The sequence below is a fragment of the Shewanella bicestrii genome (assembly GCF_002216875.1).
GTDB lineage: Bacteria > Pseudomonadota > Gammaproteobacteria > Enterobacterales > Shewanellaceae > Shewanella > Shewanella seohaensis.
Genome location: NZ_CP022358.1, coordinates 381,926 through 397,586, shown reverse-complemented (window position 1 = coordinate 397,586; position 15,661 = coordinate 381,926). Strand labels below are relative to the sequence as shown.

16 protein-coding genes are annotated in these 15,661 nt (G+C 45.4%); 8 read left to right on the top strand and 8 right to left on the bottom strand.

Translation table 11 applies throughout. From position 1 onward, the window contains the following. Positions 1-119 precede the first annotated feature (119 nt). Positions 120-770 (top strand): GTP cyclohydrolase I FolE, encoded by a 651-nt coding sequence (gene folE, locus CF168_RS01855; protein WP_011624327.1) that lies wholly within the window; start codon positions 120-122, stop codon positions 768-770. A 94-nt stretch (positions 771-864) separates the two neighbouring features. Here the strand turns inward: folE and pyrE are convergent, their stop codons facing one another. Together pyrE and rph are read right to left on the bottom strand one after the other, a co-directional pair. After that, positions 865-1,512, bottom strand: coding sequence for an orotate phosphoribosyltransferase (pyrE, locus tag CF168_RS01850; RefSeq protein ID WP_011624328.1), 648 nt, complete (start codon positions 1,510-1,512; stop codon positions 865-867). A 96-nt stretch (positions 1,513-1,608) separates the two neighbouring features. Beyond that, positions 1,609-2,322: a ribonuclease PH gene (gene rph, locus CF168_RS01845; RefSeq protein ID WP_011624329.1), complete on the bottom strand. Its 714-nt coding sequence runs from the start codon at positions 2,320-2,322 to the stop codon at positions 1,609-1,611. Positions 2,323-2,535: 213 nt separating this feature from the next. On the opposite strand from rph, the gene CF168_RS01840 reads away from it, so the two are divergent. The 7 genes from CF168_RS01840 to CF168_RS01810 all read left to right on the top strand — a co-directional run bounded on the left by CF168_RS01840 (position 2,536) and on the right by CF168_RS01810 (position 8,140). Then, positions 2,536-3,399: a YicC/YloC family endoribonuclease gene (locus CF168_RS01840; protein ID WP_089066780.1), complete on the top strand. Its 864-nt coding sequence runs from the start codon at positions 2,536-2,538 to the stop codon at positions 3,397-3,399. Between the two features lie 181 nt (positions 3,400-3,580). Further along, positions 3,581-4,795: a tyrosine-type recombinase/integrase gene (locus tag CF168_RS01835; protein ID WP_011718521.1), complete on the top strand. Its 1,215-nt coding sequence runs from the start codon at positions 3,581-3,583 to the stop codon at positions 4,793-4,795. 70 nt (positions 4,796-4,865) lie between these two features. Then, entirely contained in the window at positions 4,866-5,690 is an 825-nt protein-coding gene (locus tag CF168_RS01830) for a hypothetical protein (protein ID WP_089066779.1), read from the top strand. Between the two features lie 112 nt (positions 5,691-5,802). Continuing rightward, a complete protein-coding gene (locus CF168_RS01825; protein ID WP_167373527.1) occupies positions 5,803-6,024 on the top strand; it encodes a helix-turn-helix transcriptional regulator in 222 nt (73 codons plus the stop codon). Next, on the top strand, positions 6,024-6,230 hold the full coding sequence (locus CF168_RS01820) for a helix-turn-helix transcriptional regulator (RefSeq protein ID WP_157705913.1): 207 nt from the start codon (positions 6,024-6,026) through the stop codon (positions 6,228-6,230). Before CF168_RS01825 ends, CF168_RS01820 begins: the two co-directional genes overlap by 1 nt. Before the next feature lie 222 nt (positions 6,231-6,452). Continuing rightward, positions 6,453-7,271 (top strand): YagK/YfjJ domain-containing protein, encoded by an 819-nt coding sequence (locus tag CF168_RS01815; protein ID WP_089066776.1) that lies wholly within the window; start codon positions 6,453-6,455, stop codon positions 7,269-7,271. Positions 7,272-7,489: 218 nt separating this feature from the next. Further along, positions 7,490-8,140, top strand: coding sequence for an HGGxSTG domain-containing protein (locus tag CF168_RS01810; protein WP_089066775.1), 651 nt, complete (start codon positions 7,490-7,492; stop codon positions 8,138-8,140). Positions 8,141-8,185: 45 nt separating this feature from the next. Here the strand turns inward: CF168_RS01810 and CF168_RS01805 are convergent, their stop codons facing one another. From CF168_RS01805 to CF168_RS01780, 6 genes are all read right to left on the bottom strand, one after another. Then, positions 8,186-8,845 (bottom strand): hypothetical protein, encoded by a 660-nt coding sequence (locus CF168_RS01805; RefSeq protein ID WP_089066774.1) that lies wholly within the window; start codon positions 8,843-8,845, stop codon positions 8,186-8,188. Between the two features lie 69 nt (positions 8,846-8,914). Then, entirely contained in the window at positions 8,915-10,225 is a 1,311-nt protein-coding gene (locus CF168_RS01800; RefSeq protein ID WP_089066773.1) for an HNH endonuclease, read from the bottom strand. 42 nt (positions 10,226-10,267) lie between these two features. Next, on the bottom strand, positions 10,268-10,990 hold the full coding sequence (locus CF168_RS01795) for a M48 family metallopeptidase (protein ID WP_240520052.1): 723 nt from the start codon (positions 10,988-10,990) through the stop codon (positions 10,268-10,270). Beyond that, positions 10,987-14,148, bottom strand: a complete 3,162-nt coding sequence (locus CF168_RS01790; RefSeq protein WP_089066772.1) for a type I restriction endonuclease subunit R — start codon at positions 14,146-14,148, stop codon at positions 10,987-10,989. The genes CF168_RS01795 and CF168_RS01790 overlap by 4 nt, the downstream gene beginning before the upstream one ends. After that, the gene (locus CF168_RS01785) at positions 14,145-14,819 is read right to left on the bottom strand and encodes a hypothetical protein (RefSeq protein ID WP_089066771.1); all 675 of its coding nucleotides are present in this window, start codon (positions 14,817-14,819) and stop codon (positions 14,145-14,147) included. The genes CF168_RS01790 and CF168_RS01785 overlap by 4 nt, the downstream gene beginning before the upstream one ends. Then, on the bottom strand, positions 14,807-15,658 hold the full coding sequence (locus CF168_RS01780) for a hypothetical protein (protein WP_089066770.1): 852 nt from the start codon (positions 15,656-15,658) through the stop codon (positions 14,807-14,809). The genes CF168_RS01785 and CF168_RS01780 overlap by 13 nt, the downstream gene beginning before the upstream one ends. Positions 15,659-15,661 lie beyond the last annotated feature (3 nt).

Genomic DNA, 15,661 nt, shown 5'->3' with positions numbered 1-15,661 from the left:
ACCTTGTTCTTACCCAGATAAGAACCAGTCGATTTGTACCTGAGTTCACCCATTGTACAAACTCAGTTTAGGGTGCTAGGTTTTCAGTGATAGCCGCTACTGCAGTAGTGGAGGATAAGATGGCATTAAGTGAAGCAGCAGTAAAAGTACAAGCCGCCCTACAAGAACGCGGACTTGAAACCCCCATGCTCCCCAATGTGTTTACGCCTGAAGAGCGTAAGGACAAGATTGAATTCCATATGAAGGAAATCCTGACGCTAATGTCATTGGATCTTTCCGACGACAGTCTTGCCGACACTCCACGCCGCATTGCCAAAATGTATGTCGACGAAATTTTCTCCGGCTTAGACTATGAAAACTTCCCGAAGATCACTGTCATTGATAACAAAATGGGCTTCGATGAGATGGTGCGCGTGCAGGACATCAGCCTGACCAGTACCTGTGAGCATCACTTAGTCACTATCGATGGAACAGCGACAATCGCTTATATCCCACGTAAGAAAATTATCGGTTTATCAAAGATTAACCGCATAGTACGTTTCTTCTCCCAGCGTCCACAGGTGCAAGAGCGTTTAACTCAGCAAGTGTTAGTTGCCTTGCAAACCCTGCTCGAAACCAAAGACGTGGCCGTAAAAATGGATGCGGTGCATTACTGCGTCAAATCCCGCGGCGTGATGGACTCCACCAGTTCCACCACGACCACCGCCTTAGGGGGTATTTTTAAATCTAACCCCGCCACCCGTGCCGAGTTTTTAAATCAATCCAAATAAGCTGTTAGATTTAATCAGTGCATAAAAAAACGCTGCCATTCTTGATGAATCGCAGCGTTTTTGTTTTAGCAGTTTATAACCCGCTTAAGCCTTATTAGGCCTCGATGCCATACTGCTCACGGTACTGGCTTACCGCCGCCAGTTGCGCTTCCATACCCGGTTTTTCTGACAGATAGCTGATCAAATCCGCAAGTTTGATGATCGCCACAATACCGCAGCCAAAATCACGCTCAACCTCTTGGATGGCCGACAGTTCGCCCTTGCCCTTCTCTTGTCTATCCAGCGCGATTAATACGCCTGCTAGCTGCGCCTGATGGGCCTCGATGATTTCCATCGACTCACGAATCGCCGTACCCGCAGTGATCACATCGTCCACCAGCATTACCCGACCTTTAAGCTCGCTACCGACTAAGCTACCACCTTCACCGTGATCTTTTTTCTCTTTACGGTTAAAGCAGTAGGGAATATCGATATCATGGTGTTCGCACAAGGCCACCGCAGTTGTGGTCGCAATCGGAATACCTTTGTAGGCAGGGCCAAACAACAGATCGTACTCTATGCCTGAATCCACTAACGCCGCCGCATAAAAACGTCCTAAACGCGCAAGGTCTCGTCCAGTATTGAATAAACCCGCATTAAAGAAATAAGGACTGATACGGCCCGATTTAAGGGTAAACTCACCGAATCGCAGTACCTGACGCTCTAGGGCAAATTCAATAAACTCACGTTGATAGGCTTTCACAATCTCTCCTTACGACTTTAACGTTCTATTTTTATTGGGTTATAGCAATATTGATTTAATAAAAAGCCCCATAACGGGGCTTCTTATCAACAACAATTAATTCAATGCGGCTTTCTGCACATCGACGATTTCACGAATACTGTTCTTCGCCAATCCGAGTAGCTCAATCAATTCTTCATGGCTAAACGGCTCACCTTCGGCCGTACCTTGAATTTCAATAATCTTACCGGTTTCCGTCATGACTACGTTCATATCGGTTTCGGCCGCGCTATCTTCCACATATTCGAGATCGCTGATGGCTTCACCGTTGTAGATACCTACGCTGACTGCAGCAATCAAAAACTTCAGTGGGTTAGACTTAATAATGCCCTTACCACGGGCCCAGTTCAGTGCATCCACAAGAGCCACACAGGCACCTGTGATAGATGCGGTGCGAGTACCGCCATCGGCTTGGATCACATCACAATCGATAACGATAGTGTTTTCACCAAGGGCTTTCATATCGACGCAAGCACGCAGCGCACGGCCAATCAAACGCTGGATCTCTTGAGTACGACCAGATTGCTTGCCGCGAGCCGCTTCACGGTCCATACGGCTGTGGGTTGAACGTGGCAACATACCGTATTCCGCCGTCACCCAGCCTTGTCCCTGACCTTTAAGGAAACGTGGCACACCCTCAGTAAAACTGGCGGTACAAAGTACTTTGGTTTCGCCAAACTCCACTAACACAGAACCTTCGGCGTGGGCCGTAAACTGGCGAGTGATAGTGATGGGACGTGTTTGTGCTGGCGTTCTGTTACTTGGACGCATGCGAGATTCCTGTATTCTGAGTCATTGACCGATTTTGGCTGCATATTATAGGGATTTGTGCCTGAGGATGCCATGCCTAGGGCAATTCTCTGGCAAACTCCGCCATTTACAACACAAGCTTCCCCTTCGCAGTATACTGTATGCCTTTAATCCTAAAGCCATTGACTCTATAATCGCCTATCAATATGACGATTCAACCATCAGGACAATCCCATGATCCAAAGCATGACAGCCTACGCTCGCATCGAGCACAAAGCACAATGGGGCACTGCCTCTTGGGAAATTCGCTCAGTCAACCAGCGTTATCTCGAAACTTACCTACGTCTGCCAGAACAATTCCGCAGCTTCGAACCCGTACTGCGCGATCGCCTGCGTAAACGCTTAAGCCGCGGTAAAGTCGAGGTCAATTTACGCTACGAGTTAGCCGACAACAGCAATAACGAACTCAAATTAAACCAAGGGTTAGCCAAGCAGTTGCTCGATGCAGCCAGTTGGTTAAAACAAGAAGCCGGCCAAGGCGAAGTCAGCCTGACTGACATTTTACGCTGGCCTGGTGTGCTCTCAAGCTCAGAGCAAGATATGGATGCCATTGGCGCCGAGCTATTAACGGCTTTCGATTTAGCGATAGACCAGTTTATCGAAGCCCGTGGCCGCGAAGGTACAGCGATTAAAGACATGCTGTTAAGCCGTTTAGAAGGCGTCGAAGAACAAATCGCTATCGTGCGCGAGCACATGCCTAAAGTGATGGAATATCAGCGCGATAAACTCACTAATCGCCTTGCTGAAATCAAAGGCGAACTCGACCCGGCCCGCATCGAGCAGGAGATGATCCTGTTAGCACAAAAACAAGATGTAGCCGAAGAGATGGACAGACTCGAAGCTCATGTCGCCGAAGCGCGCCGCATCCTCAAAAAAGGTGGCAGCGAAGGCCGTCGCTTAGATTTTATGATGCAGGAATTTAACCGCGAATCTAACACCCTCGCCTCAAAATCCATCAGCACCGAAATCACCGCCGCCGCAGTCGAGCTCAAAGTACTCATCGAACAAATGCGCGAGCAGATCCAGAATGTGGAATGATGTTTTAGCCTGATTGCCATTGTTTAAAATAACCAATAAAACCCAGCACTTGCTGGGTTTAATGTTTTTACAGGTTCGAGTTTGTTTGCTATTGTAAGCTATGAAGTGGTTACTAAAATGGTTACTAAATCATTCAAGTAACCACTTTATATAGGTTTAGTAACCACTTGAGTCCAACAGCATGAATGATAAGCAGATCAAAGCATTTATCCGCAGCAAGACAGCTACTCGTAAATTAGTAGACGATGGGCTTTATATTCGGGTGCAGACAGAAGGCAAAGCGAGCTGGGAGTTAAGGTATACCTCAAACGGCAAGCGTCGATTCATGACCCTAGAAGGTGGTCAGTATCCACACATGTCTCTAGCGGATGCTAGAGCTGCTGCTGCCATATTAAAGCAATCAATTAGTAAGGGAGGCGATCCTCTAGCTGAAAGAGCGAAAATTGGCCAAGAGAAAATTCAAACCGTAGATGACCTCTTCAATGATTGGTTTGTCGATGCAAAAAAACGACTTAAGCACAGTGAAATCCCACTAAGAATCTATACAAAAGAAGTCCAACCTTATATTGGCCGCTTGCAAATTAAGGATGTAACACCCCTTGATATTAGAAACATCATCCAAAAGGTCGCCCATAGTAATCGCCCCACTACAGCTAATGACACGCTGCTTCATTGCAAAAAGCTATTTACTCATGCTTGCAAGCTTGGCTTAAAAGATGGTAACCCCGCGAGCCACTTTAAACCAGCAGATGCTGGTGGCGTGGAGAAAAGCAGAGAAAGAGCATTGTCAGTTGAAGAACTGAAACAGTTTTTTAGTGTCGCAAAAGACAACATAAGCAGTTTTGGTCGGGACAACTACCTAGCCTCAGCTTTGTTAGTTTGCTTAGGGGTGAGAAAAGGCGAACTCTTGAAATTAACTTGGCAAGAAATAGATCTGAATTTGAAGTTATGGAAACTACCACAACCAAGGACAAAAAGCTCCAAAGCAATATCAATCCCACTTCCTGATTCTGTCGTTGAATGGTTTGAAGAGTTACAGATCAGAGCTTGTGGTTCGGACTATGTATTTCCTAATCGCAAAGCAAGCAAAAAGCCACATGTCTCAGGTGATACCCTGAATCGGGCTGTAGCCTCACTCTTTGGACATGACTCAAGCAAAACCAGACAACCCATTAATCGTATGGGAGAAATACCTTACTTCACTATTCATGATTTCCGACGTACTTGCAGAAGTCTACTCGCTAAGCAAGGAGTCCCATCTCATATTGCCGAGCGTTGCCTTAACCACAAAATCAAGGGCGTTGAAGGCATTTATGACCGTTACGATTACTTTGATGAACGTCTAGATGCTCTCAACTCAGTAGCAAATCTCATAGCCCCGATAGTTAACTGTTAGAAATAATAAACGCATATTTAGTCTAGTACTTCCTATAAGAGCAAAATCAACAATTCAGGTTTCAATAAATATGAATCTTCCTAAAAGCGAGATATTGTCACAAATTGATGACATAAAAAGAATGCTACTACCAGAAATGCTCCCTTATAAATTGCATGCGTTAGGTATACCAATGCCTGTTGGCGAAAATAATGCACTTTACCGATTACATGTTGCTAATTATAAAGGGCTTGAATTATTAAGGGTTTTAGAAGGCCGAATACCAAAGTGCCTTAGAAATGGCAGCCCAGAATCTGTTGTTATAAATGATGTTTCTTATCAGACTGAGATTTCTATCTTGAAAGACCATTTGAATACCATAGGAAGACAACTAAAGGAATTGCAGTTATCCCTCAATCCCAATGAAGGGAAGGATTTCAACTGGAATCTATTCTATAACATCATAGAAACGGCAATATTGACTGGGTATTTTGCTGGTGCTCATGACATGAAAACCCCCACTGAACGGCACGCAAATTCAGGATTTATTCAAAAAGTGTTAATCCCTCAAGCCGGTGGTAAGAAAACTGCAACCAGAACCATTCCAGTTCAAAATTTGATTACCGCTATGGCAGACTTTGTAATGATGGGTGATATTGACGGAAAGGTCACCAAGTCCGCACTTGTTGATAGTATTTTCAATACAATCAAAGATTTTTCAAAAAAAGGTAATAATCTAGACCTTCCTGCACTAATAGTATTTCCAGAGCGCTTCCCTTCATCCAAATTTATCAATAAGTACCTTAAAGGTTATGATTTTTCCAAATCAAAGGGCATGAGTAAAGTTAGTACTGAAAGATTAAAAGAGTTAATCCAAACTAAGTTTACCACATCAACAATCAAAAAATATATTTGATTAATATCAATGCTTTACAAAAATAAATACCCCCCTCAACTATGTAGAAGCACTTTTTAAGAATACATCATTAGCCATAATCACTCCCGAACAACAATGAACGGGAGTGAGCATGAACTCATTAAATAAACCATCTACAGACCGCATCGTTCGTGAAGCCGAGCGTAAAGCAATTACTTCTATTTCTCGCACTACAGCGTGGTCGCTTGAGCGTAAGGGCCTTTTTCCTAAGCGCAGACAACTCTATCCGCAAAGTGCTTCAGTCGGTTGGCTGTTATCCGAACTAACTGAATGGGTTGCTTCTCGCCAGACAGTCGAAGGTGGAAAGTGCTAATGCAAACATCCAATACCGATCACTTAGCTCATTTTATTGATGAATATCGTGTCGTTAGAAAGCCAGAAATCCAGCGGTTGCTTGGCATTAGCCGCTCAACCTTAGGGCGAAGAATTAAAGCAGGGAAATTTCCCAAACCAGCCTCGATAGAGAATGGACGCTCGTGCTGGCTATTCAAAGATGTGCGCGAGTGGCTATTAAAGTGAATGAGTACGCTACTTTCTGGTGTAAAGCAGGCTTTGCCTGCTTTTTTTAACGAGTCTAGTGACACAGTTTGACGCACAACGCCTACAAATCAAAACCGACTAAAAAGCTTTAAAACCCCTGAGTGCTCAATCGAACACTATCGATCAAGCCCGATAAATAGGCGGATATTAAATATTATATGGTCGCCTGTTTTCAGTATGTCAAAAATAGAAGGTTAAACGATGTTCTGTATCAACAAGCACAATTCAATATTAATGATGTATAAGGATCATGCTTACCATGTCTACAAACCCAAATCTCAAGGGCTTAAGCCACAACTTGTGGAGAAAATCATTTCCAGCTGTGAAGGCATGTTAAGTCACTACAGTAAAGTCATGGTGATTAGAATTGATTTACACCCAAAGCAGTATTCTGCTGATAACAATCTAATTAATCAGTTCCTTAAGCAGCAGGCCAGTGCACTATCTCAACAATACAAGTGTAAGGTGCAATACCTATGTGCTAGAGAGCGACATCACTCTGAAATACAACACTATCATGTCGCCCTTATGCTCAGTGGACATAAAATTAACTATCCACACAAACTGTTAAGTCAGCTTAAATCACAATGGGAGCGAACTGGTGGAACAGCGTCATTAGTCGATAATCCTTTCAACATAATGTGTCGTGGGAATAAGCCCTCACTCAAGCATGCTATTTACCGTCTCAGTTACTTTGCCAAAACAGTGACAAAGGAGATCGGTATCAAAGCACGTTCGTTTCTGAGCAATAAAATCCAACCAGCAGCATCATTTGACGATAGTAAAGATACGCTCTTGGTTGACCCTTTTATTACGGCTCAAATCAATCAGCGCAGAGTAAAAGCCCAGCATGCTGAGAGCACGATAAGAGAGGCCGTTAAATCCATCAAGCCTGCCTTTGCTTGGTTTACCGAAAGAAGCCATACCCAGCAACTGAAAGAATCTATTCTGACTAGGACATCCAGTTTACATCACCTTGTAGATCCACTTTGTAGTGGATCACACCTAAGTACCCCATGAACCGATAAAAACTCAAGATCCATTAATGGCAATTGATCCACCTGCAAAGGGGGTTGAAACACACTCAAACACAGAAAAACGAAGGGCTTGAGGCGTTTATCTGCAATGTTGATGGCGCTAACTAAAAAACGTTCCTCAAAATGCAAAACAAAGCCCATGAACCGAAGCAGATCCACCTATTGGAGATCCACGTTTGTTGATCCAAAGAGGAAATAGTCATGAGCCGATTTGATTTAGAAACACTACCACCTTGCGGAGCACAGACTCGCAGTGGTAACCCTTGTAAGCGTTATGGCAATAAAGCCAATGGCCGCTGTAAGCTCCATGGCGGCCGATCTACCGGAGCCAAAACAAAAGAGGGAAAATTAGTCGTAAGAACGAATGCACTTGTTAATGCTTTTATGTGGCATTTCTATAAACGCCTTGACCTAAAAATAAAACAGATAGATATAGAAAACGCTCTCAATGCTTATTGGCGGTTGATAGAGCTTAGTGAAATGCAAACTCGCAACTTAGATAAAGTTATCGAAATTGTTCGTCAATATCGATTTGAGCTAGAAACCGTTAAATACTATATCGCTGAATATGATGGACCAGAGGCACTGCTTTTGATCCAGTCCGCACTGGATCATTACTATAAAGACAACGCTGCTGAACACCTCAAATTCCATATCTACTCGGCAGTCTTTCCAACCCCTTATTTCAATAGATTAAGCGGCTCTCACGCAGAGTTAGCACATGAAATGAGGGTATTTTCTAAAACTGAACGAAAAAAGGGTTTTGGTTACACAGCTCGAACACCAGTGGATCCAGTCCAAAAAGCACTTAATAAGTACTTAAAGAAACTCAAAATATCCAATGAAAGCTAATTAATCCTTATACCTCAACGTGACATCCGCGATTGAAGTCACTGCTTAGTTTAGGTTTATGGCATTTCGCCACGCTTTAATACGCTTCTTGGTTTCATCAGTGAACCCTACTCGCGTTTTGTTAATCACTATATTTGCTGAACCATGTGGGGTCTGTAATCCCCACAATAGAGAAGAACGGCACATCACCAATAGAATTTCTTCTCTCAAAGCTTGCGGGATTAGTGTCCGCCTAAGGTATTCTTGCGCCGCCCAAACACTTGGCAAGCTGGCGGCAAAACTTTGTACTTGGTCCATATTGGTAGAGGCATAAGGGACTAAATTAAACACACAGATATGCTTTGATGCCAGTTCACAATTCCCATCAAACAAACTATTGGCAACTGGCTTAAACCATTTATCCCAACCCGGTATCTGATAAGGATAAGACTGTAAACCATCAAGTTGAGCAAACAACCGCTCTTTCAATGCTGTCGATGTGACAACCTCAGCAGTGCTTTCATCACGGCTAGGATTGGCGTAGCACAACACGATTTTCGCTGTTTTTAAAGGGCCAAAGAAAGGCCCCGGTGGCAAGCCAAATTCAAACTCGCAATCAATGGCTTTATTTAAATCATGATGAAGCTCATCAAGCACAACTAGATCATCAGGGTGCTTAGTCAGTCCCATTGCTAGGCAAGAGTTCCAATATTCAAAGATCTCCATGCTCTATCCATCCTTAAAAGCTTAACCACCAAGGCATCATAACTTAATCTTGACATCAAAATTGAAGGGCTATTTTTTCTTTGAACTTCCTTTAAAAAGCTGTTCATTATGGTATTTCATATAATGAGCCTGCTCTTTTTTAAGAGTACCAATAGATGTTCCCTGCTCTATGCCCCACAGTTCTAATACTCTTTCCACATTAGTATTGGCACAAAGCAATGCTCCACTTGAGTAATCAAAGGTTATCCACCCTCTGTCGAATAAACGATCAATATGGGGGGCTAACCAAAGGCCGTTGTATCCATCAAGACACTCTTTATCATTGCAATGACGCCACGGCTTTATATGACTTGCTGTAAGGAACTTTTTATCCTTAATTTTCGTGATCCGGCAATCAGTTTCAACTTTCGATAAGTTTTTTCGATACTTACCGTGTCCATTGCGGGCTTCGATAAGCTGCTTCTTATTTTTATCACTTCTGCTACTCTGCTCGATTTCCTTGCTTCGTTGCTCTTCATCTTTTATTGCTTTCTGCTCATCACTTATATCCTGCTCATCCTCAGTCATAATTTCTGAGTCAACTGGATCCCATACCTCTTTCAGCGGTGAACGATAAAATTCAATATCATCTGTACCTAACCGCTTAGATTCTCGTTTTCGAATACCCAGTAAAAGCTCATCAATTTGCCAACAAAACAACTTATTAACTTGCCTTGATGTTATGTTCTCAAAAGCTTGTACAATTTGCTTACGCTGCGTATTACTGGTTATCCGCTCAAATTGCTTGGGGAACAATAAAAACAGAAGGATATGCCTGAATTGACGGTTAGAAGTATCTTCTATTCCTTCTAACCATTGCGCTAAGGTCTGCCCTTCAGCAAGTAACTCGCCCCGCTTTTCTGGTTTCTCTTTGTAAAATGCCAACATCACATTGATAAAATAAGTGAGTTCTCGCCAACGATTGGTATTAAAACTTACCCCCGTTTTGGCGTATCCACCTAAAACGCCATCTGTGAGTAGTTGATGCCCCTCATCAAATGCTTCTCCACTCCATTCCCACACTCGTTTAATGTTGCTTCTTTTTGTCCTTGTAGAAATGTTTATTGAAGCCAAGGACATAAACCAAAGCATTTCAGCTGCGAGCCTTATAGTATTTGCTGATGAATTCCTCAGTTGGTGCTCAAGTTTGGTAAAAAAATCTTTATCAGAACTAGGATCTGGGTGTTTGACGAAATCCTCATATAACTTTTCAAAATTCGCGTAATTCCATGTTCTTGTATTAGAAAAAACCCCTCGGGATTGGAGCAGGCATTGCTCTTTCCATACATTTACAGCACTGAGGATGACTTTTAACTTTTGGTCGCTTTTTCGAAAACTCATTTATTAATTCCCTTTATATAATGGATTTGAACGATTGCCCCACTACACCACCAGCAATTGGGCATTGTCCCTCAACCACTCTTTGCACTCACGGTAATCGGGCATCACCCGCTCAACCTCTTTCCAGAATTGTGGCGAGTGGTCATGATGCAGCAGATGGCAAAGCTCATGTACGACAACATAATCAACGATACGGTTAGGCGCTAACACAATGAGCCAATTGAACTCTAAGTCGCCGTAAGGGGTACAACTGCCCCACCGACTTTTAAAGTCTTTGATACGCACAATCGCCGTGTCTACGCCCACTACCGATTGATAACGGTCTACCTTCTCGCGGATTTTCTTATCAGCGTTGCGCTTATACCAGTGGACTAACGCACGGCGCACAAAATGCGCTTGCTTGGCATATTCAGGCACAGTAACGGTAATTTTCCCATCAACCAATTTGGTCGGGCTCACTTTGCCGCTAACGACTTTCAAGCGATAGTTACGACCTAAATAAGGGAATGCTTCGCCAGAGACATACTCCTTGCCACGCAATGGCCGCGCCTCCGCATGAATCGCCAACTTTTCGAGAATCCATTGATGTTTAGCGGCCACCAGCTGGTGGACTTTCTCCGATGACAGCGCTTTGGGCACAACCACAGCAACCACACCCTCCTCCACTTTGATGGTGGCGGATTTACGGCGCGAGGTACGTTCAACCCGCACCTCGTAGCCCGCTTGTTTGATTACTTCAATCTCTTGCATCGCGGTGACTGTCACTTGTTGCCAAACTTGTGCTTAGCCAGATCAACAAAGCGGTCTTGCAGAGTTGCTACCAGCGCTTTATCGCCAAAAGGCTGCTCCAATATCACTCGCTTAATCTTTTTCTTCATCCGTTTGATTTCGTCTTCTTTATTGAAGAAATCGACGATCCGCGTCGCTTCATCCAATACTTGAACTAACGCCTGTGTCATTGACTTAATTTGATCATGCAATGCTTCATCAATCATATCGCCGTCATGGATACGGGTGACTTCAGCCAACAGAATATTGTAAAAGGCGAACTCGGTTTCACTCAGGCCAACATCTTGCGCCGCTTGCTTATGTGCAGCGCCCAAGTCATCAGTCATTTCCAGCAACAGCTCTAGCTGGCGCTCCCAGTTACCCGCCGTCTTCTCAATAATATCGCGTAAGCGCAAGCTCAACGAACGGTAATACTCGGGATCATCCTCTAAATTGATATTGATGTGATGCTTAAGCGCACTCTCAATTTCTGAGGCCTTTGACTCAGGCGATTTAATCTTTTGCACATGCTCTTTAAAGTTAGCGGCCAGTAAATCTACCGGTGGGATTTTCGGGTCTACGCCGGTACTCAAAATGTGCTCGTCCACCAGCTGGCGCACCTTCTCGCCCACATCCAGCAAATCCATACCATCGTCACGATAACGATTGCGCGCCGCATGATGCACCTTGCCAAAGAAGGTCATATCCGGGATAAAAGGCTTAGCTGAAGCATCAGGCAGAATCACGTTCAATTGCTTAGCAAAACGCTTGTAAGCCACTTCAAACTGCGCCCGCACAGCATCGTCTTTCAAGACGACAACATAATCATCAACGTCATCACTGGTCACGCCTTTGAAAAACGCCTTAAGCCGCGTATGCGCAGCTTGCAGTTTAGGCAACTCATCTTTAAGGCTTTGGTAGGTGCCTTCGACATCATCGCTACTAAACAGCTCTAATGCATCGGTGAGATAACTGGTTAAACCGTAGTAGTCCACCACATAACCGCACTCTTTGCCTTTGTAGTTTCGGTTCACCCGCGCAATCGCCTGCATCAAGGTATGGTCTTGCAGCTTACGGTCGATATACATCACCTGCGCAATCGGCGCATCAAAGCCAGTGAGCAGCATGTCTTTCACGATCAAAAAGGCGGTATTATCAAACTTGCGCTGTTTCTCATCTGTGCCCGGTGCATCTGTACCAAACGGCTTCTTAAAGTTAGCGATAACCTTCTTCTGGTGGACCTTATCAGTGTATTGGGCAATGTACTGCGGGTCATTATGATCACCGGAGATAATCACCTCCGATGGCGGCGCACCTAACTCGTCTAAGGTCTTTTTGAAGATGGTTGCCGCGTGACGACTGCCAACCACGATCATCGCCTTAAATCCATCAGGCCGAATGCGCTCACGGTAATGTTTCAACAGGTCGATACACACCCAACGAATGCGTGCGGGCGCTTCTCGCACCGCCTTTTCAACGCCGTATTTACGCTTAATCTCTTGCTGTTCTTCTTTGGTGTAATCACCGAAATACTCTTCAAACAAGGCATCAAGCGATTCCCCCGCCACAGCGGTTTTTACCTCACGGCCTTCATACAACAGCCTTACCGTTGCGCCGTCCTCAACGGCCTCATTGATTTTGTATTTATCAATGTAGCCACCAAAGGCGGTATCCATCTTTTGGGTTTTCAACAATGGTGTGCCGGTAAAACCGATTTTGGGCGCGTTCGGCAAAGCGGCGTTAATGGTAGTCGCTAAGCCCCCAAACTGGGTACGGTGCGCCTCGTCCGCCAGCACAATAATCTTGTCGGAGGTATTGATGTTAACAAAGCTCTTGTCGCCCTGTTGCAACGCCTCTTTCTCCGCATCTTGGAATTTCTGCACCATGGCAGTCACCAAGTCTGAGCTGTCTTTTTTCAGCAGGTCACGCAGCGCGGCAACCGAATCCGCGTTATACACGGTTTCGCCTTGGGCTCCTTGAAAGGTGGCAGACAGCTGCTCATCTAACTGAGTCCTGTCAGTCACAAATACCAGCTTGTATTGCTTAAGCTCGGGGTCATGGCGCATTTTTACCGCCAGCATCACCATAGTCAGCGACTTACCACTGCCTTGGGTATGCCATACCACGCCCGACTTCTCCTTGCGGGTTTTGCCAGTCTTTAATTGATGAATCACTTTATTCACCGCGCGAAACTGCTGATAACGCGCCACTTTCTTAATTAAGCGGCCATCATCAGGTTCAAACAGAATGAAGTTACGCACGATATCGAGAAAGTTCTCACGGCTAAACATCCCTGCAAGTAGCCGTTGCTGCGCGGTTACCTTTGCTACTTGGTAATCTGCTGGTGGCTCAGCCACTTCTGGCAGTTCACTACCCGCAGCGTCAACGCTGGCAACAGGCTGCTCTACCGTTAACTTTTTAGCTAATGGCACCACGTTATCGCTATCTACTTGGGCAATCTGCGCATCAGTCAGCGGATAAGCATCTTTCCAATCGGCGTAATACTGTGCAGGCGAGCTAATGGTGCCCACGCGGGCGATATCGCGGCTAGTCGATACCATCAGTTGGTTATACCAAAACAGCTTTTCTGAGCCCTCAAAATCTTCAGGATGGCGCTGATTAGCGTAGCGGCGCAGTTGGTCAATGCCACAAGCAACCGGCGTAGAGATGAACGGCGATTTACACTCAATCACCGCTAGCGGCAGGCCATTCACAAAACAAACGATGTCAGGAATGATGGTTTGCTTAGCGCCTTCCACCTTAAACTGATTGGTGCAGATAAATTCGTTTTTGCTGACATCATCAAAATCAATCAGCTTAACCGTTTGGCCTTTCTTGCCCTTGCCAATGTCTTGTTCGACCGAGAGATAGCCCACCATGGTTTGATAAAAACCGTGGTTATACTCCATCAAACCCGCGCATTGCGGGTGCGTCACCATGCGCACCACTTTGCGCAGGTTTTCCTCACTAATCCACGGATTAATCCGCTCAATCGCCTGCGTTAAGCGCTTCACCAATACCACATCACGCAAGTAATCACGTTCTTGATTACTGTGCTCCGGCGCCAGCGCTTTACCGGGAATATAATGCCAACCTAGCTGGTGCAGCTGAGCGATGGCTGGTTGCTCTACTTTGTCGAATTCGTTATTGCTCATGAGGCAACACCCTGCCCACCAGCAACACGTTCATACTCAGCTTTCGCCGCGGCAACGGTGTCGGTGATATGTTGCTTAACCCGTTCAATAATTTGCTCAACGCCAGCCTCAGACATCAGCTCAGCTAACGAACATTCGTACCCTGTTAAGAAACAAGACTCATTATTTTTATCTTTGGCAGGCGTTGGATTACTGCTGAAGTCAGGGTAGTGAACACCAGACCAAATATTGCTATACCAACTCTCTTCAAACGTTTGATACGGCGCGCATACCACCACACGCAGTAAACTTTGCGCCTTATCAACCGCTAGCGGCAAATTAAGCGCGTCTGGTTCGTTTTTATGCCCATTGCCATGGCTATCCACCCCAGTATCCGACACTACAATAAACTCAACCAAATAATCGCCAATACGCACCTTGTTATTGGCTAGTTGAAACTGGCTGTAGAGATAATGCGAGTTCATCCCCGGCAACAGATCCCATTGCCAATACTCGGTGATATTGCGATGGGTGGCGGGGGTAAGCGCAAAATCAGCATTGCCCCAGTAGCAAAAGGTCAGTTCAAGCTTGCTCGCCATCTCAGCAATGGTCGGCACAACACGCTGATAATACGCAGCAATTAAACGGTGAGCGGTACGAACCTGTAATAGCAGATCATTCACTTGTTCCATGTATTGATATCCTTGAGTGATAGAGGGTGCGCGGCAGTAAACGTGAATAGATCGTGCCACTGCCGTAAAGGCTTTGCCGTGCCAGCGCGAGCAGGTTGCGCGCAGACTTTAGCCAGTGGCTTATCTTGCAATAGCGGTTGCTGCAAGCTCAGGCGCGGTAGCGGGTGTTCGAGTAATGTCTGCCAGCTGTAGGCCTGTGTTTTGAGTTGATATAAGCGCGCTGCGTGCAGAATGTCGGCAATAATGCGCTTGTCTTGTTGATTAGGCTCGCAGGCTAACGCGCCCTTATCGAGCGCCAGTATGTCATTAACCACCGGCTGCCACACCAAAGCGTTAATACCCGATAACTGACTATTGAACTCACTTTTAAGCGTATCAATCCAGTCATTAACTATCTTGCGCGAAGGAATACGGCCAATGGCGAGAAAGTACAGCGGTAACTGGCTGCGCTCTTCCGCTTGCAGGTAAGACGCAATCTCCCGCTGCCATTGGTCAATATATTGGTCGCCACCTTGCGGCGGTTTGATTTCAAGGATCACCGTAGCACTGGCAAAATTGAGCACTGCATCAGGCTCGACGCGATTGCGATCATCATTATTGGCTAGTGAAAAGCTGGGCCAGAAATCAATCTGCTCAAAGTCATCAAACGCTGGCTCAGTCACGCCAAGCCAGCGTTGCATTAAGGTCGCTTGTACAGGCGCTGACAGATAGGCAAAGCGGCCAAATACCGCCGCCGTCATTAGGTCTTCTCGCCCCTTAAACACCTCTCGCCAACTGTTCGACTGGCCTTTATCGCCATCGATACGCCCAGCCTTTCCATGGAGAATTGCCTGTAACATTGC